The sequence below is a fragment of the Mesorhizobium sp. M1273 genome, assembly GCF_040318195.1.
Lineage (GTDB): Bacteria > Pseudomonadota > Alphaproteobacteria > Rhizobiales > Rhizobiaceae > Mesorhizobium.
On the sequence record NZ_JAMYLV010000044.1, the window covers coordinates 25515 to 45742 of the forward strand.

Consider the following 20228-nt stretch of genomic DNA (forward strand, 5'->3'; position numbering starts at 1 on the left):
CCCGATGGTGCGCTTCAGCTCAAATTCCAGGAGACTTGCGCCCATGGCGTCGCCGATCATCGATTTTCTGCTGACCCGAAATTCCGCGCCGATCCCGGATTTGAAAGAACCGGCACCGGGCGATGCGGAGATCGCGACGATGATCGCCGCCGCCTCGCGGGTGCCGGACCACGGCCGGCTGGAGCCTTGGCGTTTCATCCTCTATCGCGGCGAGGCTCGCGTCGATATCGGCAAGAAGCTGGCAGCACTTGCCGAACAGCGCGAAGGGCCGCTGCCGGAAGGCCGCCGCAACCAGGAACTGGCGCGCTTTTCGCGCGCGCCGCTGGTCATCGGCGTGATTTCTATCCCTAGGGAAAACCCAAAGATCCCGCAATGGGAGATGTTCCTGTCCGGCGGCATGGCGGCGATGAACCTGATGCTTGCCGCCAATGCGCTGGGCTACGGCACCAACATGATCAGCAACTGGTATTCCGACGTGCCCGAGGGCAGGGCGATTCTCGGCCTGGCGCCGCATGAGCGGGTCGTCGGCTTCGTCCATATCGGCTCCTACCAGGGGCCAGCGCCGGAACGACCGCGGCCCGATCCGGCAAAACTCTATGCCGATTATTCGGGGCCGTGGGCGGGATAGTTTTCGGCGCGAAACAGACCTAAGCGCCAAGCCCAGCTACCCTGGCCCGCGCCAGGAGCCGTTCGGCGAGCTTGAGATGCGGCCGATCGTACATCTTGCCATCGATGCCAACGACGCCGGGATTTCCTGCCGCCTCGAACGCCTCGACGATCGCCAGGGCGCTTTTCACCGCTTGCGCCGAAGGCGTGAAGGCGGCGTTGATGACCGGCACCTGCGCCGGATGGATCGCCATCTTGCCGGTGAAACCGTCGCGCTCGGCCTCGGCGCATTCGGCCTCGAAGCCGGCCATGTCGCGAAAATCCGGAAAGACGGTGTCGATTGCCGCGACTTCCGCGGCACTTGCGGCAAGCATGGTCATGGTGCGGGCGAGGCGGAACACATCCGTGTAGCGGCCATTCGCGTCGCGCGTCGCGCGCGCGCCAATCGCCGCCGACAAATCTTCCGCCCCCCAGGTGACGCCGACAAGCCGCGCGCTTGCACGGGCGTAGGTCGCTGCGGCCAAGACGCCTGCAGCCGTTTCTGTGATGATCGGCAGGATCCTTATCGCTCCATCCGGCAGGCCGCTTTCGGCTTCGTGCACCCTGAGCTTGGCCGAGAGATGCTGGACATCCAGTCCGCTATTCGACTTAGGCAGGATGATGCCGTCTGGTTTTGCTGGCACGAGCGCCGCCAGATCGTCGTCGGTCAGTCCGGTCGAAAGGTCATTGACGCGCACATAGATCGCGGAGCTGGTCCGGTGCCTGTGCGCGGCGATGAAACGCGCCGCTGTGTCGCGTGCCAGACCTTTGTTCTGCTCGGCAATCGAATCCTCGAGGTCGACGATGACCACGTCGGCGCCTACGCCAAAGCCCTTCTCCAGCTTCTTTTCCGAATCGCCGGGAACGAAGAGCAGAGAACGCATCGGCTATGCCTTTTTCATCATCATGGCTTGCCTCGTGCATTTGGCAACCAGCACGTCGTTCTGGTTATAGGCGCGATGCTCGAGCTCGACGATGCCGCGGTCCGGCTTCGACCTGGATTCGCGCACCGAAACCACCGTGGTCTCGACGCGAATGGTGTCGCCATGGAAGACGGGATGCGGAAACACCGTCTCCTTCATGCCGAGATTGGCGATGGTGGTGCCGACGGTGATGTCGTTGACTGAAATGCCGATCATCAGGCCCAGCGTGAACAGCGAATTGACCAGCGGCTTGCCCCATTCGCTCTTCGCCGCGAAGTCGAAGTCGATGTGCAGCGGTTGCGGGTTCAGCGTCATCACCGAAAACAGCATGTTGTCGCCTTCGGTCACGGTCTTGCGCAGCGTGTGCTTGAACACATGGCCGACAACGAACTCCTCAAGGTAAAGTCCGGCCATGGTCGATCTCCTCCGCTGCTTAAGGGTTGATAGGCGTTGCATACCGGGCTCGCAAGCCAGTTAACGAACATGGTGAACCGTTCATAAACCATTTGTGCCTACGGTCTCGACAGGGACCAGAAACCTTCTGGCAAAGGGCGTAAGCAGGCGACATGGTCGTTTCGCATTTCCTGAAATGGATCCACACGGCGAAGGTGTCGGAGCGCTCTGCGGCGGCAAGCGCGCTGGCTCGCACCTATGTCGACTCGGACCTGCCTTTCGAGGACCGCTGCGCTGCGGAGGCGGCGCTGACGCTGCTGCTCGACGACGCATCGTCGAAGGTGCGACTGGCAATCGCCGACGCGTTTTCCATGAGCCACCACGCGCCGCCGCAGATCGTCAGCGCGCTGGCCTCGGACCAGCCGGAAGTCGCAGCCTTGGTGCTGGCGCGCTCGCCGCTGCTCACCGATGCCGACCTGATCGATCGGGTTGCCGGCGGCCAGAAGGCGACGCAGAAGGTGATCGCCGACCGGCCGCGTGTCTCGATGTCGGTTGCGGCGGCGATCGCCGAGATCGGTGAGCCGGAGGCTTGCACCACGCTGCTCGCCAACAGCGGCGCCGATATCGCATCCGTCAGCTTTCGCCGCATGGCCGAGCGGCACGGCCATCTGCCTCTGGTGCGCGAGGCGCTGATCGCCGACACCCGGCTGCCCGCCGATTGCCGGCATATGCTGCTGGTCAAGCTCGGGGAGATGCTCAAGGGGTCGCCGCTGGTGTTGGCGCTGATGGGCGCCGCCAGGGCCGAGCGCGTCACGCGCGATGCTTGCATCAAGGCTTCGGTGACGCTGATCGAAGGCACGCGGACAGAGGAACATACCGCACTTGTCGAACATCTGCGCCTGCGCGGCGACCTGACCGCAAGCTTCGTCGTCCGCACCATTGCGCACGGCAAGGTCGACTTCTTTGGTTCGGCGCTGGTCGCGCTCAGCCAACAGTCCGAACAACGGGTGAGAGCACTGCTGGCCGGCGGCCATGACATAGCGTTGCAGGCACTGTTCCGCAGCGCCGGGCTTGCCGCCGCCACCCACGCCATCATTCTGCGCGCGCTGAAGGTCTGGCGCGAGGTCGCCAATGGCAAACGCCTCGCCGGCGTCCAGGAAGTCAGCTGGCTGATGCTGAAGGAATTGGGCGGACAGTCCGCCGAAGGCGATCTCGCCGGGCTGGTCAAATCGATCCATCTCGACGCGCTGCGCGAGAACGCACGCGGGCACGCGCTGGCGATCGCCGCTGCCTAAACCCGGTCCTTCGCGAAAAAATCCGGAAAATCCTCGATCGCGGCGGCAATGATGCGCAGCGAGGCGGCGATCTGCAGCATTTCGGCCGCGACGCTGCGCTCCGCGATGCCTGCTGCATACTGCCTGGCGACTGCGACGGTCGCCGTCTGCGGCTCGCCGGGACGCCTGAACAGCAGTTCGCGTGCCAGACCGCGCAGGAAATTGGCGATGGAAAGTGCTGTTTCAGGCGGGATCGCGGAACTTTGCTGCGCGTTGCGCAGCCGTAGGATTTCGAGGCCGACGGTAACCGCAGCTATGCCGCCGCCGAGAACCGCGTCGCCTTTCTTGCCGGCGTTCTGCAGCAGTGGCATCAACTGGTTGATCCGGTCGTAGGCAAGGCTTTCGAAGGCCGATCGCCGCGGCAGGCGGTCGTGCAGGCAAAGGCGTGCAAGATCTTCGCGCATGGTTTGCAGGATGCGGTTGACTGTAACCCAAGGGTCGGCGGGCAGCACGACGGCGAAGACGCCGATCGCCAGAAGAATGCCGACAAGGACCGCTGCCGAATTGGCGAGGAACGGCTCCGGATCGTAGGTCATGACCTGATGTGGGCTGAGGAAGGCGAGGAAATTGATCGCAAAGGCCGTTGCCACGCCGACGTAATGCGGATTGGCCATGCCCAGTGCCGCTGGCACCAGGATCGGGACGACGAAAACCGCGAACCAGCCAAAGCCCGGCAGCGCTGGAAGTGCTATCTGCCCGACCACAAACGCGAACGGCAGGGCGAGCAACGTGCCCTCGAAGAAGTTCCATGCCGACCGGATCGGATCGGCGCGCGCGGCGAACAAGCTGGAGACAACGGCGACCAGAATGACCGTGCCGGTCGCGTCCGACCATTTCGTCGCCAGCCAGAAGCCGGCGACCAGGAGCGTGGCGATTGCTGCGCGCACGGCATTGCGCGATGCCGCACGGTAATCGCGGTGCACCACCAGCGCTGGCTGCCGCCGTTCGCGACTGGCACGAGACGGGGGAGAGCGGAGTGCATCCAGGCCGCGCAGCACTTGCTGCATTGCCCCGGCGAAGTCGGCGGCAATGGTTAGGCGGGTGACAGTGCCAGCCCAGTCAATGTCTTGCCCGGCCGCGATGTCAGGCATCTGCCGTGCCTTGCCGGCGATTGCGTCGAGCCGCGCCACCCAGGGCGCCGTATCGTCCAGCGCGCCCGGCTTGGCTACCAGTTCGCCGACAACGGCCTGCAACTCGGCGCGAACGGGGATGAGGGCTGCATTCTTCGGCGCGGCGTGGGCATGCAGCGCACGCGCCGCTGACAGGGCCGACAGAAGCTGGCCGATGGTACGCCGGACCGGATAGGCGCGGGTGGCGAGGCTCGGCCCCTCCAGCCTTGCATAGGTGCGCATCTCGCCGAGCGTCTGGACGTCGCCGATCAGCTTGCGGTGCAGCCCGGCAAGCTTTTCCGCATCGCCGCCGGAAAAAGCGCCGTCCGCATAGGCCGCCAGGTCGAGAATGCCGCGTTTCAGTCTTGAGATGATGGCGTCGGCGGCCAGTTTCGGCAGGATCAGCCGGCTGGTCAACGCAGCGCAGACGATACCAAGCACGATTTCCGCGCAGCGCGCCACGGCGAGATCGATGACGAGGTGCGGCTGGCCGAAAGCCGGCAGGCCGATGATCATCGCGGTGTAGCCGGCAAGCGCCGCGCCATAGGCTTCCGGATTGCGTAGCAGCGACGAGACCAGCGAGCAGATGCCGATCCAGACGGCAAGAACTGCAACCAGCAACCAGGGGTTGGCATCGAAAAGAGTGGTAATGCCGATCGCCGCCAGCGCGCCGGCAAACGTGCCGAGGAGACGATAAAACCCCTTCGCCAGCACCATGCCGGCGACCGGCTGTGCGACGATGAACACCGTCATCATCGCCCATTGCGGGTGGTCGAGCTTCAGCGCATAGGCGGCCAATATCGCGATGAGGCCGGCCGAAACGGTGCGCAGGGCAAAGATCCAGTCCGAACGCGTCGGCCGCGTCAGGCCAGCGATCCGCGTGCCGATATCGTCCTTCAGCCGCGCCCAGGTCAAGTGCTCGTCTCCAGCTCAGAAGGCCAAGCTAGCGGCGGGAGCTCAGATATCCAGCACTTCCGTCTCGGCGAATTCCGCGCGTTCCTGGATGAAGCGGAAACGGGCCTCGGGCTTGGTCCCCATCAATGCGTCGACCGCATCCTTGGTCGCCGCCTCGGCATCGATAACGTCGACCCTGAGCAGCGTGCGCTTTTTCGGGTCCATGGTGGTTTCCTTGAGCTGGGCAGCCATCATTTCGCCCAGCCCCTTGAAGCGGCCGATTTCGACCTTGCCGCGCCCGGTGAATTCGGTGCGCAGGAGTTCGTCCTTGTGCGCATCGTTGCGGGCATAGGCGACCTTGCCGCCTTGCCGGATCGAATAAAGCGGCGGCACCGCCAGATAGAGATGGCCGCCGCGGACCAGGCTCGGCATCTCCTGGTAGAAAAAGGTGATCAGCAACGAGGCGATATGGGCGCCGTCGACGTCGGCATCGGTCATGATGATGACCCGGTCGTAACGCAGGTCCTCGTCGCGATATCTCGAGCGCGTGCCGCAACCAAGCGCCTGGATGAGGTCGGATATCTGCTGGTTGGCGGCAAGCTTGTCGTTGCCGGCGCTGGCGACGTTGAGGATCTTGCCGCGCAGCGGCAGCACCGCCTGGCTGGCGCGGTCGCGCGCCTGCTTTGCCGAACCGCCGGCCGAATCGCCCTCGACGATGAACAACTCGGCACCGGCGGCGGCATTCTGCGTGCAGTCGGCGAGCTTGCCGGGCAGGCGCAGCTTGCGCACCGCACTCTTGCGCGACACTTCCTTTTCCTGGCGGCGGCGCACCCGCTCGTCGGCGCGCGCGATCACCCATTCGAGCAGTTTCGAAGCCTCCTGCGGATTGTCGGCCAGCCAGTGGTCGAACGGGTCGCGGATGGCGCTTTCGACGATGCGGATCGCCTCGATCGTCGCCAGCCTGTCCTTGGTCTGGCCGACGAATTCCGGTTCGCGGATGAACACCGACAGCATGCCCGCCGCCGAGATCATCACATCCTCGGAAGTGACGATCGAGGCGCGCTTGTTGCCGACCAGGTCGGCATAAGCGCGCAAGCCGCGCGTCAGGACGTTGCGGAAGCCGGCCTCATGCGTGCCGCCTTCGGCGGTCGGAATGGTGTTGCAATAGGAATTGATAAAACCGTCGCCGCCGAACCAGGTCACCGCCCATTCGAGCGAACCGTGGCCACCCTGCTTCTCGCTCTTACCGGCAAACATTTCACGGGTCACCTGGAATTCGTCGCCGAGCGAGGCTTTCAGATAATCCTTGAGGCCGCCCGGAAAATGGAATTCTGCCTTGGCCGGCGTCGTGTCCTTTTCCCTGATCAGCGACGGGTCGCAGGTCCAGCGGATTTCGACACCGCCGAACAGATAAGCCTTTGACCGCGCCATGCGGTAGAGCCGCGTCGGCTCGAAAGCAGCGCCCTTGCCGAAAATCTGCTCGTCTGGATGGAAGCGGATCTTCGTGCCGCGGCGGTTGTGCACCTCGCCGAGCTGCTCCAGGCCGGTCACAGGAATGCCGCGCGAGAACTTTTGCCGATAAAGTTTCCTTCCCAGCGCCACCTCGACCTCGAGATGGTCGGACAGCGCGTTGACCACGGAAACGCCGACACCGTGCAGGCCGCCGGACGTCTCGTAAACCTTGCTGTCGAACTTGCCGCCTGAATGCAGCGTCGTCATGATGAGTTCGAGCGCCGGCTTCTTGAATTTCGGGTGCGGATCGACCGGAATGCCGCGGCCGTTGTCGGTGACGGACAGGTATCCGTCGGCGGAAAGCTCGACATCGATGAAGGTCGCATGGCCGGCGACCGCCTCGTCCATCGAATTGTCGATGACCTCGGCGAACAGATGGTGCATCGCCTTGTCGTCGGTGCCGCCAATGTACATGCCCGGGCGGCGGCGCACCGGTTCCAGCCCCTCCAGCACTTCGATGTCGGCGGCACTATAGCTCTCGCTGGCGTCGCGGGGCGCCGGCCGCTTCGCCGCCTGCACCAGCGGGTCGGCCGGGCGCGCGGCGGCGCGAGCCGGTTGCGGCTGCTTGTCCAATTTGGCGAAAAGATCGTTATTGTCGTCCATGCCGGTCCTGGATTCCGATGCTGCGAATCACCACCCGATACTGCCACGCTTTTGGCGGGCAGGCGACGGAGGTTCCTGTTACGTTCGAGGATAGGGCCTCTTACTGCAAAACCATTCGACAGCCAAGCGGCGGAAATGGGGTCGAAGGTGGAGCATCGACGTTTTGTAAACCCTGTCCGAAGGTTACGCCGGAAGATTGGCTAAAAGGCGGTATTTGCGGACTGTCGCTGACCTAGAATGCAGCGGAACCCTCAAGAGGCAGTCGCTTAAGCATGTTGGATTACAGTTCGCTCCTGCTCGCGGCGGCGCTGTCGGGCACGTGCCTTAGCATCACCATGTTTGCCATCTGGTTCAGCGCGCCACAGGCACGCTTTGTGCTGACGGTGGCGTGTGGCATTCTCGTGCTCGTCGCACATGTGGTGTTGTTCTGGCATTACACCAGGGATCCAAGCGCCTGGCTTTGCCAGATCGTGCTTGCGCTGCTCAGCCTCGGCTTCCTGATCATCTGCCTGTCGGCCATGCAATACCTCGGCATAGGCGACTACAGGCGAGCCATCTTGCCGACCTTGGTTGCGATGGCCGTTTGCGCGGGCGCGACGTATCTCGGGTTTGATGGTGTCGGCTTTATTGTCACCTACGCGACGGTAACGGCGCTGCTCTCGCTCATCGGGGCGATGTTCTGGATTGAGGGTGGTCACGATCGCCGGATATTGCTGGTCGTCTCGTTCCTGAGCGGCGTCTGTGCCCTGTCGTTCGGACTTTGCGGCGCGGTCCTGCTGGTCACGGGCCAATGGGTGCTCGGTGTAGCACCGGACAATTGGGCCGAGCGGGTGAATTCCGTCGTGGCCGTCGCCTGCATGACCGGGCTCGGCGCATTGACGCTCTCCCTGCACCATTTGCAGGCGCAGATCGAACTGAAGGCCGAGACGATGACCGATCCATTGACCGGGCTGATGAATCGGCGGGCGTTGACGGCACTCTACGGCGAGCGGGTCTTCGGTCCGTTCATGTCCGTTGCCATGTTCGACCTTGACCATTTCAAGAGGACGAACGACGTATTCGGTCACCCGGTCGGCGACCAGGTTCTGTGCCGCTTTGCCGCCGTCATCAGGAAATACGCCCGGACCGGCGTCGACGCCTTCCGGTTGGGCGGCGAGGAATTCGTGCTCGTCATGTCGCGGATGACGGAAGAGAAGGCCTATGACATTGCGAGCAAGATCAGCGTCGCCTTCGGCACGGAAGTCGTGGCCACCCAACTCGGTCCGTTGCGAAGCACAGTCAGCGGCGGCATCGGCTTTGGCGGAACAAACGGCACCGGTCTCGACGATGTGCTGGCCGAAGCCGACGCAGCACTCTATGCGGCAAAGCGCGCCGGGCGAAATCGCGTCGTCGTCCGGGACCGGGCGAGCAAGGCCGACGGGCCGGCCTTGCGTTCTGCCTGATTGAGGTTTCTATCTTCTTGTTAGACCCATGATCTTGTCCGAAAACCGGATTCCACTTTTCGGGATCATGATCTATTCCGCCGCACCCAGATATTCCGACAGCGGCGGGCAGGAGCAGACAAGGTTGCGGTCGCCGGCGACATTGTCGATGCGTGACACCGGCGGCCAGTACTTTGCTGCGGTGTCGGCATCGCCGGCTGGATAGGCCGCCTCCAGACGCGAATAGGGATGGGTCCACTGGCCGGCCAATGCCTCGGCGGCGGTGTGCGGCGCGTTGACCAGAGGATTGTCGCCCAACGGCCATTCGCCCTTCGCCACCTTGGCTGCCTCGCCGGCTATGGCGATCATCGCCTCGCAGAAACGATCCAGCTCGCGCTTGGGCTCGGACTCGGTCGGCTCGACCATCAGCGTGCCGGCCACCGGGAACGACATGGTCGGCGCGTGGAAGCCATAGTCGATCAGCCGCTTGGCGATATCGTCGACGCTGATGCCGGCGCTGTCCTTGAGCACGCGGGTGTCGAGGATGCATTCATGCGCGACGCGTCCGTTGCGCCCTTTGTAAAGCAGTGGGAAATGCTCGCCAAGCCGCGTCGCCACATAGTTGGCGGAGATGATCGCCGTCTCGGTCGCCTGCTTCAGGCCGGAAGCGCCCATCATGCGGATATACATCCAGGTGATCGGCAGGATGGAGGCACTGCCGAACGGTGCCGCCGCCACGGCATGGGCCGAGCCTTCGGTGACGTGGCCGGGCAGATATGGCTTCAGATGCGCCTTGACGCCGATCGGGCCGACGCCGGGGCCGCCGCCGCCATGCGGGATGCAGAAGGTCTTGTGCAGGTTCATGTGGCAGACATCGGCGCCGATATCGCCGGGACGGGCGAGGCCGACCAGCGCGTTGAGATTGGCGCCGTCGAAATAGACCTGGCCGCCATGGCTGTGGACGAGGGCACAAAGGTCGCGCGCGCCCTCCTCGAATACGCCATGCGTCGAAGGATAGGTGAACATCAGCGCCGCAAGGTTGTGCGCATGCTCGGCCGCCTTGGCCTGCAGGTCGACCATGTCGATATTGCCGTCCTCGGTGCAGCGCACGACGACGACGCTCATGCCGGCCATGGCCGCGCTTGCCGGATTGGTGCCATGCGCCGAGGACGGGATCAGGCAGACGGTGCGATGGCCTTCGCCGCGTGAGCGGTGGTAGCCGCGAATGGCGAGCAGGCCGGCATATTCGCCCTGGCTGCCGGCATTGGGCTGCAGGGTCACCGCGTCGAAGCCGGTGATCTCCGCCAGCCAGCCTTCCAGCTCGTCGATCATGGCGCGATAGCCGGTCGAATGGTCAGCCGGGGCGAAGGGATGCAGGTTGGCGACATCAGGCCAGCTCACCGGCATCATTTCGGCGGCGGCGTTGAGCTTCATGGTGCAAGAGCCGAGCGGGATCATGGCGCGGTCAAGCGCCAGGTCCTTGTCGGACAGCCGGCGCAGGAAGCGCATCATGTCGGTTTCCGAGTGGTTTTCGCGGAAGACGGGCTGGGTGAGGAACTCGTTGGCGCGCGGTTTTCCTGGCATGGAACTGCCGGCGGCAACGCCGGCCTTGGCGCCGAAAAGTGCTGCGATCGCCTCCAGATCGGCTTCGGTGGAGGTCTCGTCGAAGCTGATGCCGACATGGTCGGCGTCGATGACGCGCAGCAGCCGACCGGTCTTCTCGGCGGCGGCGGCGATGGCGCCGGCTTTGCCTTTCACTTCCACGGTCACAGTGTCGAAGCGGCTTTCGCCGAGTACCGAAACGCCCGCTGCCTTGAGGCCGGCAGCCAGGCGGTTGGCCAGCGTGTGGACGCGGCCGGCAATCGCCTGCAGCCCGGCAGGGCCATGCCAGATCGCATAGGCCGTCGCCATGTTGGCGAGCAGCGCCTGCGCGGTGCAGATGTTGGACGTCGCCTTGTCGCGGCGGATATGCTGCTCGCGTGTCTGCAAAGCGAGGCGATAACCGGGACGGCCCTTGCTATCCGTCGACTGGCCAACGAGCCGGCCGGGCATCAGCCGCGTCAGCCTGTCGGAGACGGCGCAATAGGCGGCGTGCGGCCCGCCAAAGCCCATCGGCACGCCAAAACGCTGCATCGGACCGACGGCGATGTCGGCGCCAAGCCTGGCCGGCGCATCGGTCAGCGTCAGGCCAAGCGGGTCGGCGATGAAGACGACCAGCGCGCCGGCCGCGCGGGCCTTGTCGATTGCTGCCTTGTGATCGCCGTAGACGCCGAACGTATCGGGCCAGGAGACCAGCAGGGCGGCGGTGTTGTCGTCGATCACCTCGCCGTCCACCTCGATGCCGAGCGGCTCGGCGCGGGTGCGCACGACGTCCAGCGTCTGCGGGTGCGGCGTGCCGGCCAGTGCCACCTTGGTGCGCTTGTCGCGATGATGGCGCAGCGCGATGCCAACCGCTTCGGCCACCGCCGTCGCCTCGTCGAGCAGCGAGGCCGATGCCACCGGCAGGCCGGTCAGTTCCGTCACCAGTGTCTGGAAGTTGAACAGCATCTCCAGCCGGCCCTGACTGATCTCGGCTTGGTAAGGCGTGTAAGCCGTATACCAGGCCGGGTTCTCGAACAGGTTGCGCTGGATCACCGGCGGCACGTGGACGCCATGATACCCGGCACCGATGAAGCTCTTCTGCACCGTGTTCTTTGCCATCGTCGCCGCGAGCTCGGCCAGCGCTTCCGCTTCGGTTGCGGGCGCGGGCAGGGCCAGCGGCCGGTCGAGCCGGATCGACTTCGGCACTGCCTGGCTGATCAGGGTCTCGACCGAAGGAACGCCGATCGTCGCCAGCATGGCTCTGACGTCATGGAGGCCCGGGCCGATATGGCGAGCCGAGAAGGGGTAGGGTGCTGCGGTCATCTTCCTGGTCCTGCTATCAACCAATATGGGCTTTGTAAGCGGCTTCATCGAGGAGTCCGTCGAGTTGGCGCTCATTGGCCAGCTTCATCTTCCACAACCAGCCGTCGCCGGTTGCCGCCGAATTGACGAGTGAAGGATCCGATGACAGCGAGGTGTTGGCCTCAGTGATCTCGCCGTCGACCGGCGCGTAGACGTCCGATGCGGCCTTGACCGATTCGACCACCACGGCGGTGTCGCCCTTGGCCAGGTTCTTCCCCGGCTCCGGCAGTTCGACGAAGACGAGATCGCCGAGCTGCTGCTGCGCGTAATCGGTGATGCCGACCGTGGCGATGCCGCCCTCGACGCGCAGCCATTCGTGATCTTCGGTGAAATAGGTCTTTGCCATTGAAATCATCCTTTGCGGTAGCGATGGGGCGTGAAGGGCAAGGGGTGGATGTCGACCGGGATTTTCGTCCCGCGGACATCGGCGAACAGTTTTGCGCCGGATTTGGCAAGCGGCGTCTGGACGTAGCCCGTGGCGACCGGATGACCGGCCGAGGGGCCGAAGCCGCCTGAGGTGACATGGCCGGCAGGGTTGCCGTCAGCATCGAAAAGGGCAGCACCGGCGCGCACCGGCTGGCGGCCTTCCGGCTTCAGGCCGACGCGTTTTTGCGCCGGACCACGCTCCAGGATGGCGCGCAGCGCATCGGCGCCGATGAAGGCGCCAGAGGCGCGAACCTCCTTGGGGATGGCCCACATCAGCCCGGCGCTGGCCGGATCGATCTCCGGCGTGATGTCCAGCCCGTGCAGGCACAGTCCGGCTTCGAGCCGCAGGCTGTCGCGGGCGGCAAGGCCGACCCACATCACCCGCTCGTCCTCGAGCAGCCTGGCGACGAGGTTTCTTGCATCCGCTTCCGGCAGGCCGATCTCGAAGCCGTCTTCGCCGGTATAGCCGGACCGGCTCATGAACCATTTTTCGCGCGGCTCGATGCCGTGCATGAACACCAGCGAACCGGTCTCGATGCCGGCGCGGGAAAGGGCAGCCCACGCCTCGGGGCCTTGTATGGCCAAGAAGACGCGGTCGAGCGCATCCACTTTTACATCGAAATCGCCCTCTGCATCGAAATTTTCGGCCAGTGCGCGCAGATGCTTTTCGTCGGCGGCGGCGTTGCCGGCATTGGCGACCATCATGAAGCGCTCGGCGCCGAGCCTAGTGACGATCAGATCGTCCAGAATGCCGGCCGCCTCGTTGAGGAAGAACGTGTATTTGGACTGGGAAATCTTCAGCGCGCCGGCATCGAACGGGCAGGCGCGGTTCAGAAGCGCTGCTGCGCCCGGGCCGCTGATTTCGAACAGCTTCATGTGCGAGATGTCGAACAGGCCGGCATGCTCGCGGCTGTGAAGGTGCTCCTTCATCACGCCGGCCGGGTAGGTCAACGGCATCGACCAGCCGGCGAAGGCGCCGAAGCGCGCACCGGCTGTCATGTGCAGATCTTCGAGGGGGAGGTGTTTGGTGTCGTTGCCCGTCATGTCATCTCCAGAGTCGCACGCAAGCGGCCGCGAATGGCGACCAGTCCGTGCCCCTCTGTCTGAAGCCTGAGAGACTCGCGCCCCGTAACTCTGTCGGCAGCGCTTACACCTTCGGCGCGGGGGCAAGCCCCGACTTTCCAGAGTGTCTTTCCCGTCTACGGTTCTTTTGCCTGAGAGATTTCGGGCGATTTCCCCTTCGGCGGCAGCTCTCGCTGCTCTCTCCCGCAAACAGGTAGGACTCGGTCAGGAGCCCTCGACTCGTCATCCATAGCCCGTGGACGACACCTTGTCACCTGCCGGCGACATTTTTACTGCCAAGTCTTCTGCGGGCCTTCTTTATAGGCAAGCCTTCGCTAACCACGCCGCTTGCCGGTTTCTCAAGACCTTGCCGATATACCGCATAAGGGCCGGCAATTACCGGCGGCGGGCGGGGAAGAAAATGGGCGAATTGATCATGAGCGCGCCGGTGGCCGGGCTGACCTCGAAAAATCGGATCACGGCGGAAGACGTGGTCATGCTGCGCGGCGAAGTGTTCGGCGACGGCGTGGTAACGCGCGGCGAGGCCGAGGCGCTGTTTGCGCTGGATGCAACGGCGAGGGACAAATGCACGGAATGGCTCGAGTTTTTCGTCGAGGCGGTCACCGATTTCATCGTCCACCAGGAAAAGCCGGCGGGCTATGTTTCGCAGGACAATGCCGACTGGCTGATCCGGACGATTTCGCGCGACGGCATGGTCGACAGCCAGACCGAACTCGAGCTGCTGGTGCATGTGCTGGAAGTTGCCAAATCATCGCCGAGCACGCTTTCCAGCTATGCGCTGGAGCAGGTCGCTCATGCGGTCGTGGACGGCAAGGGGCCGCTGATGACCGGCGGCAGGCTTATCCCTGGGTCGATTGCCAAGGCTGAGGTCGAGCTGTTGCGCCGCATCCTTTACGCCTATGGCGGCGATGGCAACATCGCCATCAGCCGCGCCGAGGCCGAGGTGCTGTTCAAGATCAACGAGCGGACAGCGGCGGGCGACAACGATCCGTCCTGGAACGATCTGTTCGTCAAGGCGATCGCCAATTTCGTCATGTGTTCGGCCGGCTACGAACCGCCGGTGCGCGACGTGGCGCTGCGCCGGGATTCGTTCTTCGAACAGGCCGATCCGGAAATCGGCGGGTTCTTCAGCCGCATGGTATCGGGCGGCCTGTCCGGCATCATGGAAGCCTATCGCTCACCCGGCGATATCGAAGCCGAGTGGGAGTCCAAGAACAAGGCAGCCGAGGCTCTGGCCCGCCGCGCCGAGACGGTCGATGCCGGCGAGGCCAAATGGCTCGCTGAACACATAGGCGACCGGCCGCTGCAGGAGAACGAGCGCGCGCTGCTGACGCTAATCAAGCACGCCTCGCCGGAAATCCACCCGGCGCTGAAGCCGCTGATCGACAAGGTCGCATAAGCAGTCGCGCGACACTATTGTTTGGCGGGCTCCGGCTTGGCACTGGTGTCGAAGCGCAACATCCATTTGAAGCTGCCGAACCAGTAGCGGCGCACGCCGCCTATGGTGCCGTCGGCGGTACGCGCGCCGATCCAGTTGTTGACGTATTGGATGAGGCGCACATCGTCCGGCCGCATCGCAAACGCCTCCGGCGTCCGCAACAGCGGGCCGCCCACCATTGTCAACTTCGCGTCATAGAGCCTTGCGGCCATTTGGGGCGTTGGCGATGTCGCGACCATTGCCTGTGCGTCGCCGCCGATGATCGCGGCGAAAACATCAGAGGTGTTGTCGAAAGACAGAATGGTCGCCTTGGGAAAAGCTTCCTTCGCGGCGGCTTCATCGGTGGAATTGGACAGCACGGCGATCTTGTATCCCTGCGCCGCCACTGCCTTGCCCGGCCTTTTCCCCAGACTGGCGATCGTCGCAACCATGCGGATATCGGCGGTGCCGGTCTGGTTGGAGAATACCACCTCGCGTGCGCGTTCCGGCGTGCTGGCGTAGCCCGCCGCGATCATGTCGAAATCACCCTTGAGCAGTCTTGTCTTAAGGTCGTTCCAGGGCACCTCGACCAGCTTCAGGTCGACGCCGAGATCAGACGCCAGCGCACTGGTCAGGTCGACATCATAGCCGGCGAACTTCCCGTCGGCCTTCTTGAGGATCCATGGCGGGTTGAGCGCCACGCCGACCGTCAGTGTCTTCTGGTCGATGATGCGCTTGAGGCTGTCGTCCGCCCGGGCTGGCAGCAGCGACAAAGCCAACCAGGCAGAAAGGGCAAGTATAGTTGTGGCGATCATCTTAGCGCGCATTAATATAACCTCGCTGAGCCCGTCCGGTTGTCAGATTTACACAGAGGTGCCATTCTGTCGATAGCGGACCCTGATGGAGAGTTGCGATGTCGGCACGGATGGCGGTTACCGGTTCGATGATGTTCCTGGTTTGCCTCCTGGGCAATCCGGCGAAGCTTTCGCTGCTGCCGGCGGCAGCGCAGGCTGCGGGGGCAAAACGCGTGGTCTGCTCCAGCGCCGACTACCGCTATTCCTATTGCGGGGTCGATACGCGCCGCGGCGTGCAGTTGACCTCCAGGCTGTCGAAGGCGCGTTGCGTATACGGTAGAAGCTGGGGCTATGACGGCGGCGGCATCTGGGTCGACAATGGTTGCTCGGCCGAATTCGCAGTCGCCGGCCCCAACCGCAATCCCTCTGCTGGCGACGTCGCCGCAGCCATTATCGTCGGCGGCGTGGTAGGCGCCATTCTCGACAACGGCGATTCGCATCGCCATCATTCCGATAATTACTATCCGAAGCCGCGCCCGCGCCGTTACGACCAATGGATCGATCCGACGCCGCAATTCGACAATCAGGGCAACCCCAACTTCGATACCCACGGCAACTACCAGGGACCGCATGGGCTGGGCAAGCTTGTCACCCCTGACGACAATCCTGACCTGAATCCGGCCCTGCGCAGCGACGGCGACGACAGCGACGACGACAGTTAGATGAAGCTTAGGTCAGGTTTCTGTCAGATGCCGCCGTACCAGTCGTAGCCATTGTCCTCCCAATAGCCGCCTCTGCCGCCGCCGATATTGGCGAAGCCGTCGACCAGCTCGATCCTGTAGAGGTATTTCGGCATCTTGTAGCCGAGCTGGCGCTCGACGCGGACGCGCAGCGGCGCGCCGTTTTCGACCGGCAACCGCTTGCCGTTGAGGCCATAGGCAAGGATCGTCTGCGGATGGCGGGCATCGACCAGGTCGATCGAGCCGTAATATTTGATGTCGCCGGCCAGGCTGCGGTCGATCGTGTCGAGGCAGTGGAACATGACGTAGCGCGCCCGCGGCTTGACCACTGCCTGGTCGAGCACCAGCGACAGCGGCGTGCCGGTCCATTTGGCAATGCAGCTCCAGCCTTCGACGCAGTCGTGGCGGGTGATCTGGGTGCGGCTCGGCATGTTCATCAGCTGCTCGCGGCTCAGCGACAGCGGCTTTTCGACGAGGCCTGAAACCTCCAGCCGCCAGTCGGCGAAATCGCTGGCGAGCAGGCCCTTGTAGAAATCGTCGTCCGGTGCGGTGACGCCGTTCGGCCGCTGCGGCTGGCGAATGTCGGCCTCGGTGAACTCCGGCGCCAGCGCATCAGCGCCGGCAAGCAGTCGCTGCGCCCGCCAGGTCAGGCCATTGGCGCTTTCGAGGAAGCTGCGCAGGCTGTCGCCGACGCCAAGCTGGCTGTCGAAGGCGTCGCAGCCCGACAGCATGATGCCGGAAAGGCCGAGGCTGGCCGAGGTCAGGAACTTTCTTCGGCTTATCTGTAGCTTGGGGCTGATCTCGAATTTCGCCATGTCAGGCACTCCTCTCTGGCGCTTTGTCGCCATGCGCCGGCGGGTCGGTTCGGTACCACCCGGTGATGATGGAGCGCAGCTCGTTGATCGGGCCGGCGGCCAGGATCATCAGGATGTGGATAATGAAGAAGGCGACGAGCAGCAGCATCACCGTGAAATGAATGGTGCGTGCCGTCTGTCGGCCGCCGAGCAGATCATTCAGGAACGGCAGCACCGAATCCATGCTCGGCGACATGGCAAGGCCGGTGATGATCATCAGCGGCAGCAGCACGAACAGCACGCCGCCATAGGCCATCTTCTGCAGCGTGTTGTAGTCGCGCGTGTGATGGAACCTGAGCTTGGCGTGCTCGACAATGTCTCGCGGCAGGCGCCTGAAATCATCGAGGCGCGGGGCAAGATCGCGGCGCAAATGGCCGTTGATCAGGCTGGCGACCAGCCAGACCAGCAGCGTGGTGGTCAGCACCCAGGCGAAGAAGAAATGAACAACGCGCGCGGTGCCGAGATCGTAATAGGAAGGGATCGTCGCCCAGGACGGGAAGGCACGGGAGGTCTCCTGGCCGGCCGGACCCGACCAGCCGAGCACGCCAGTGGTATCGAAGCGCTTGCCGAAGATTTCGGTATAGCCGCGCGGGCCAGTCGCCGTATTCTCGGCGCCAATGGCGAAGACGGTGTTGTTGTAGCCAAAACCCGACTCCTTGCCGATGTAGAGCTGTGGGCGGGCGTTGAAGATCTGCAGGCCGGAAAGCAGCATGAAGAACAGCGCGATCGCCCACAGCCAATGCGTCAGCCGCGTCCAGCGCGACTGGCGATAGATCAGCGTCGCATCCGTCGAAGCAGCGCTATCTGCCTCGGTGCTGGCTTCGCCTCTGGCAACTGATTCCATGTTTTCCGTGCCTCCCTGCCAAGCGGTTCCGCATGGCCTGTCAGATCTCTTCTCCTCCCAATACGTCGCCAGCCTAAGCGATGTTTCACCCGATCACGGATTTATTACGGACTGCCGAGGCTGACGGCGAGGTTGACCGCGGCTGCCACGATGACCGTGTTGAAGAAGAACGACAGGATCGAATGCACAAGCACGACACGGCGCATTTGCGAGGTCGTGATGTTGGTGTCGGCGGTTTGGGCCGTCATGCCGATCACCGTAGCGAAATAGAGGAAATCCGAGCCTTCCGGCCGCTTGCCGCCCGGGAAGTCAAGGCCGCCGACCGGAATTTTCTTCTTTGTGTCGCCATCCATCGCATCGCCATCCAACCAGTAGATATGCGCGTAGTGAAGTGCCGCCATCGCATGGATGGTCAACCAGCCAAGCGGGATAGACAGCAGCGCCACCATAAGCTCGACGGTGTCCGCGCTCTTCTCCCTGTTGATCAATTGAAACAACGACATGATGGCAATAGCGACGACAATCAGCGTGACCGCGAAGATGGCCAGTACCGGCAGGTCCGTGTCGCCTGCATTCTTGCGCAGATAGCTGCCGGTAAGCCGCGGCATATGGGCGATGACAAGGACGAGATAGGCGGCAAAGAACACATTGGCGCCGATCGAATAGGCAAGCGGCGCACGCCAGACCAGCGCGGCGCCAAAGGCTGCCACGCCGATGCAGGCCGACACCGCGAACGGCGTGTGGCGTCGCATGGGCATCTTGGTCGGGGTACCAGTCGCCATGGCCTTCAGTCCGCAGACGCGGATTTCAGCGCCCGCCGTAGGATGCGGTCAAGCTCGCCGAGGAACCGCGAGCGGTCCTGCGGCGCGAAGCTCGAATTGTAGCCCTTGCTTTCGCCGGTCTCGCGCAGATGCTGCTTGAGATCGCGCATTGCCACCGCCATGCCGATCGTTTCAGGCGTAAACGGGCGTCCGGCCGGACCAAGTACGTGGGCGCCAAGCGCCACCGCGCGCGCGGCAAGCGGGATATCGGCGGTCACCACAATGTCGTTGGACCGGGCATTTTCGACGATCCAGTCGTCGGCGGCATCGGCACCCTTGGAGACGACGACATTGCGGACCATCGGATCGCGCGACGGACGCAAGCCGCCATTGGAGACGAAGGTGACGACGATGCCGTGCCGCTCAGCGACTTTTTCGACCTCGGCCTTCACCGGGCAAGCGTCGGCATCGACGAGAATAGCAGGTGCGGGCATCGTTGTTCCAAATGCGAAAGAGCCGGGCGGCGTCGCCCGGCTCGATCGATGATAGTCGAGCGGCTACTAGGCCGGCAACGCGCCGGATCTCTTGGCCGTCCAGGTGGCGATATAGTCCATCAGTCCTGGATTGAGGCAATCATAAGGTTCGAGCCCGATCGACTTCAGCTGTGACCTTATGCCGTCCATGCGGCTCGGATCGACACCGGACTCGATGATCGAGGAGACAAAGGCGGTGAAGCCCGGCGGCGACCAGCCGTCTTCCTGGAAGCGCTCGGGATGGATGAAGGACAGTCCCTTGAAAGCGTGGTCGCGCTCGACCGGGCCGTGCATGTGGACGCCGCAGCCGGTGCAGGCATGGCGCAGGATCAGCGCGCCCGGATCGACGATCTTCAGCTTGTCGCCGTTTTCGGTCACCGTCACGTCGTTTGTACCGGCAACCGCCACGACCGAGAACAGCGCGCCTTCCGGCTTCCAGCATTTGGTGCAGCCGCAGGCATGGTTGTGGGCGATCTGGCCCTTGACCTTCACCTTGACCGGGTTGCTGGTGCAGGCGCAGACCAGCGTGCCGCCGGCAAAATCGGCCTTTTCCCGTGGCAGTCCATTGTCGATTTTAGGATGCAGTTTTTCCGGCATTTTTGTCTCCTCCCTTGGTTCTATGCTGGTTCCGTTTCGATTACCGCTTCATTCTCCATACGGTGTTCTTGCTTGACGCGCTCTACCACCTTGAGCGCCTTACTCAGATATGTATCGCGCACGAGAAACGATATTTCTTCTCTGCCGCGGTCGATCTCATCGAGGTCGATGCGAACGCGGTTGTTATTCCTAAGCGCTACCCAAAGATGTTCGCCGAATTGCCAGCTCTGCATACTGAGCGACTCGCTGAAATTCGGATATCGGATCCGAACCCGGATCAGTACCTCCTTCAATAGACTACCACGCTCCTGATCGACTTGCCTTCATGCATCAGGTCAAAGCCCTTGTTGATGTCCTCGAGCTTCAGCGTGTGGGTGATCATCGGATCGATCTCGATCTTGC

19 protein-coding genes and 1 riboswitch are annotated in these 20228 nt (G+C 63.5%); of the genes, 5 read left to right on the plus strand and 14 right to left on the minus strand.

The window, feature by feature from the left end:
* Positions 1-43: 43 nt before the first annotated feature.
* A complete protein-coding gene (locus NKH30_RS29510; protein WP_352997707.1) occupies positions 44-628 on the plus strand; it encodes a nitroreductase family protein in 585 nt (194 codons plus the stop codon).
* A gap of 19 nt (positions 629-647) precedes the next feature.
* Here NKH30_RS29510 and NKH30_RS29515 read toward each other — a convergent pair whose 3' ends face one another.
* Both NKH30_RS29515 and NKH30_RS29520 read right to left on the minus strand, forming a co-directional pair.
* Positions 648-1529, minus strand: coding sequence for an HpcH/HpaI aldolase/citrate lyase family protein (locus NKH30_RS29515; protein WP_352997709.1), 882 nt, complete (start codon positions 1527-1529; stop codon positions 648-650).
* Between the two features lie 3 nt (positions 1530-1532).
* The gene (locus tag NKH30_RS29520) at positions 1533-2024 is read right to left on the minus strand and encodes a MaoC family dehydratase (protein ID WP_502899539.1); all 492 of its coding nucleotides are present in this window, start codon (positions 2022-2024) and stop codon (positions 1533-1535) included.
* A gap of 110 nt (positions 2025-2134) precedes the next feature.
* Between NKH30_RS29520 and NKH30_RS29525 the strand changes: the two genes are divergently transcribed.
* Positions 2135-3256: a DUF2336 domain-containing protein gene (locus NKH30_RS29525; protein WP_352997711.1), complete on the plus strand. Its 1122-nt coding sequence runs from the start codon at positions 2135-2137 to the stop codon at positions 3254-3256.
* Here NKH30_RS29525 and NKH30_RS29530 read toward each other — a convergent pair.
* Positions 3253-5319, minus strand: a complete 2067-nt coding sequence (locus tag NKH30_RS29530; protein WP_352614049.1) for an FUSC family protein — start codon at positions 5317-5319, stop codon at positions 3253-3255. The two genes, NKH30_RS29525 and NKH30_RS29530, sit on opposite strands and share 4 nt — an antisense overlap.
* Before the next feature lie 42 nt (positions 5320-5361).
* Entirely contained in the window at positions 5362-7413 is a 2052-nt protein-coding gene (gene parE / locus NKH30_RS29535; protein WP_352614050.1) for a DNA topoisomerase IV subunit B, read from the minus strand.
* Between the two features lie 272 nt (positions 7414-7685).
* Between parE and NKH30_RS29540 the strand changes: the two genes are divergently transcribed.
* The gene (locus NKH30_RS29540; RefSeq protein WP_352500839.1) at positions 7686-8855 is read left to right on the plus strand and encodes a GGDEF domain-containing protein; all 1170 of its coding nucleotides are present in this window, start codon (positions 7686-7688) and stop codon (positions 8853-8855) included.
* A 72-nt stretch (positions 8856-8927) separates the two neighbouring features.
* Here the strand turns inward: NKH30_RS29540 and gcvP are convergent, their stop codons facing one another.
* From gcvP to gcvT, 3 genes are read right to left on the minus strand one after another with little or no spacing between them, the layout of a single operon-like run.
* Positions 8928-11738 (minus strand): aminomethyl-transferring glycine dehydrogenase, encoded by a 2811-nt coding sequence (gene gcvP / locus NKH30_RS29545; RefSeq protein ID WP_352997713.1) that lies wholly within the window; start codon positions 11736-11738, stop codon positions 8928-8930.
* A 16-nt stretch (positions 11739-11754) separates the two neighbouring features.
* Positions 11755-12123: a glycine cleavage system protein GcvH gene (gene gcvH, locus NKH30_RS29550; protein WP_352997715.1), complete on the minus strand. Its 369-nt coding sequence runs from the start codon at positions 12121-12123 to the stop codon at positions 11755-11757.
* Positions 12124-12128: 5 nt separating this feature from the next.
* Positions 12129-13247 carry a glycine cleavage system aminomethyltransferase GcvT gene (gene gcvT / locus NKH30_RS29555; RefSeq protein ID WP_352997717.1) on the minus strand — a complete coding sequence of 373 codons (1119 nt, stop codon included), beginning with the start codon at positions 13245-13247 and terminating at the stop codon, positions 12129-12131.
* Positions 13248-13395: 148 nt separating this feature from the next.
* Positions 13396-13482, minus strand: a riboswitch (glycine riboswitch).
* Positions 13483-13686: 204 nt separating this feature from the next.
* Here gcvT and NKH30_RS29560 point away from each other — a divergent pair.
* Positions 13687-14685, plus strand: coding sequence for a hypothetical protein (locus NKH30_RS29560; protein WP_352997719.1), 999 nt, complete (start codon positions 13687-13689; stop codon positions 14683-14685).
* A gap of 14 nt (positions 14686-14699) precedes the next feature.
* Here the strand turns inward: NKH30_RS29560 and NKH30_RS29565 are convergent, their stop codons facing one another.
* The gene (locus tag NKH30_RS29565) at positions 14700-15530 is read right to left on the minus strand and encodes a transporter substrate-binding domain-containing protein (protein ID WP_352997721.1); all 831 of its coding nucleotides are present in this window, start codon (positions 15528-15530) and stop codon (positions 14700-14702) included.
* An 86-nt stretch (positions 15531-15616) separates the two neighbouring features.
* Here NKH30_RS29565 and NKH30_RS29570 point away from each other — a divergent pair, with 86 nt between their 5' ends.
* Positions 15617-16219 (plus strand): DUF3011 domain-containing protein, encoded by a 603-nt coding sequence (locus NKH30_RS29570; protein WP_352922997.1) that lies wholly within the window; start codon positions 15617-15619, stop codon positions 16217-16219.
* A gap of 23 nt (positions 16220-16242) precedes the next feature.
* On the opposite strand, the gene NKH30_RS29575 is transcribed toward NKH30_RS29570, so the two are convergent.
* From NKH30_RS29575 to NKH30_RS29600, 6 genes are all read right to left on the minus strand, one after another.
* Positions 16243-17052, minus strand: a complete 810-nt coding sequence (locus NKH30_RS29575; protein WP_352997723.1) for a molybdopterin-binding protein — start codon at positions 17050-17052, stop codon at positions 16243-16245.
* A 1-nt stretch (position 17053) separates the two neighbouring features.
* Positions 17054-17935 carry a cytochrome b/b6 domain-containing protein gene (locus NKH30_RS29580; protein ID WP_352473889.1) on the minus strand — a complete coding sequence of 294 codons (882 nt, stop codon included), beginning with the start codon at positions 17933-17935 and terminating at the stop codon, positions 17054-17056.
* Between the two features lie 104 nt (positions 17936-18039).
* On the minus strand, positions 18040-18717 hold the full coding sequence (locus NKH30_RS29585) for a DUF1345 domain-containing protein (protein ID WP_352473888.1): 678 nt from the start codon (positions 18715-18717) through the stop codon (positions 18040-18042).
* A 5-nt stretch (positions 18718-18722) separates the two neighbouring features.
* Complete coding sequence (locus NKH30_RS29590) at positions 18723-19190, minus strand: YaiI/YqxD family protein (protein WP_352770259.1); 468 nt, start codon at positions 19188-19190, stop codon at positions 18723-18725.
* A gap of 66 nt (positions 19191-19256) precedes the next feature.
* Positions 19257-19826, minus strand: a complete 570-nt coding sequence (gfa, locus tag NKH30_RS29595) for an S-(hydroxymethyl)glutathione synthase (protein WP_352451333.1) — start codon at positions 19824-19826, stop codon at positions 19257-19259.
* 20 nt (positions 19827-19846) lie between these two features.
* Complete coding sequence (locus tag NKH30_RS29600) at positions 19847-20119, minus strand: hypothetical protein (RefSeq protein ID WP_352451332.1); 273 nt, start codon at positions 20117-20119, stop codon at positions 19847-19849.
* Between the last annotated feature and the right edge of the window lie 109 nt (positions 20120-20228).

Excerpts from the sequence above, each read along its gene's own strand:
- NKH30_RS29510 (WP_352997707.1), top strand. The coding sequence starts at position 44 with ATGGCGTCGCCGATCATCGATTTTCTGCTGACCCGAAATTCCGCGCCG.
- NKH30_RS29515 (WP_352997709.1), bottom strand. The coding sequence starts at position 1,529 with ATGCGTTCTCTGCTCTTCGTTCCCGGCGATTCGGAAAAGAAGCTGGAG.
- NKH30_RS29520 (WP_502899539.1), bottom strand. The coding sequence starts at position 2,024 with ATGCAACGCCTATCAACCCTTAAGCAGCGGAGGAGATCGACCATGGCC.
- NKH30_RS29525 (WP_352997711.1), top strand. The coding sequence starts at position 2,135 with ATGGTCGTTTCGCATTTCCTGAAATGGATCCACACGGCGAAGGTGTCG.
- parE (WP_352614050.1), bottom strand. The coding sequence starts at position 7,413 with ATGGACGACAATAACGATCTTTTCGCCAAATTGGACAAGCAGCCGCAA.
- NKH30_RS29540 (WP_352500839.1), top strand. The coding sequence starts at position 7,686 with ATGTTGGATTACAGTTCGCTCCTGCTCGCGGCGGCGCTGTCGGGCACG.
- gcvP (WP_352997713.1), bottom strand. The coding sequence starts at position 11,738 with ATGACCGCAGCACCCTACCCCTTCTCGGCTCGCCATATCGGCCCGGGC.
- gcvH (WP_352997715.1), bottom strand. The coding sequence starts at position 12,123 with ATGGCAAAGACCTATTTCACCGAAGATCACGAATGGCTGCGCGTCGAG.
- gcvT (WP_352997717.1), bottom strand. The coding sequence starts at position 13,247 with ATGACGGGCAACGACACCAAACACCTCCCCCTCGAAGATCTGCACATG.
- NKH30_RS29560 (WP_352997719.1), top strand. The coding sequence starts at position 13,687 with ATGGGCGAATTGATCATGAGCGCGCCGGTGGCCGGGCTGACCTCGAAA.
- NKH30_RS29565 (WP_352997721.1), bottom strand. The coding sequence starts at position 15,530 with ATGCGCGCTAAGATGATCGCCACAACTATACTTGCCCTTTCTGCCTGG.
- NKH30_RS29570 (WP_352922997.1), top strand. The coding sequence starts at position 15,617 with ATGTCGGCACGGATGGCGGTTACCGGTTCGATGATGTTCCTGGTTTGC.
- NKH30_RS29575 (WP_352997723.1), bottom strand. The coding sequence starts at position 17,052 with ATGGCGAAATTCGAGATCAGCCCCAAGCTACAGATAAGCCGAAGAAAG.
- NKH30_RS29580 (WP_352473889.1), bottom strand. The coding sequence starts at position 17,935 with ATGGAATCAGTTGCCAGAGGCGAAGCCAGCACCGAGGCAGATAGCGCT.
- NKH30_RS29585 (WP_352473888.1), bottom strand. The coding sequence starts at position 18,717 with ATGGCGACTGGTACCCCGACCAAGATGCCCATGCGACGCCACACGCCG.
- NKH30_RS29590 (WP_352770259.1), bottom strand. The coding sequence starts at position 19,190 with ATGCCCGCACCTGCTATTCTCGTCGATGCCGACGCTTGCCCGGTGAAG.
- gfa (WP_352451333.1), bottom strand. The coding sequence starts at position 19,826 with ATGCCGGAAAAACTGCATCCTAAAATCGACAATGGACTGCCACGGGAA.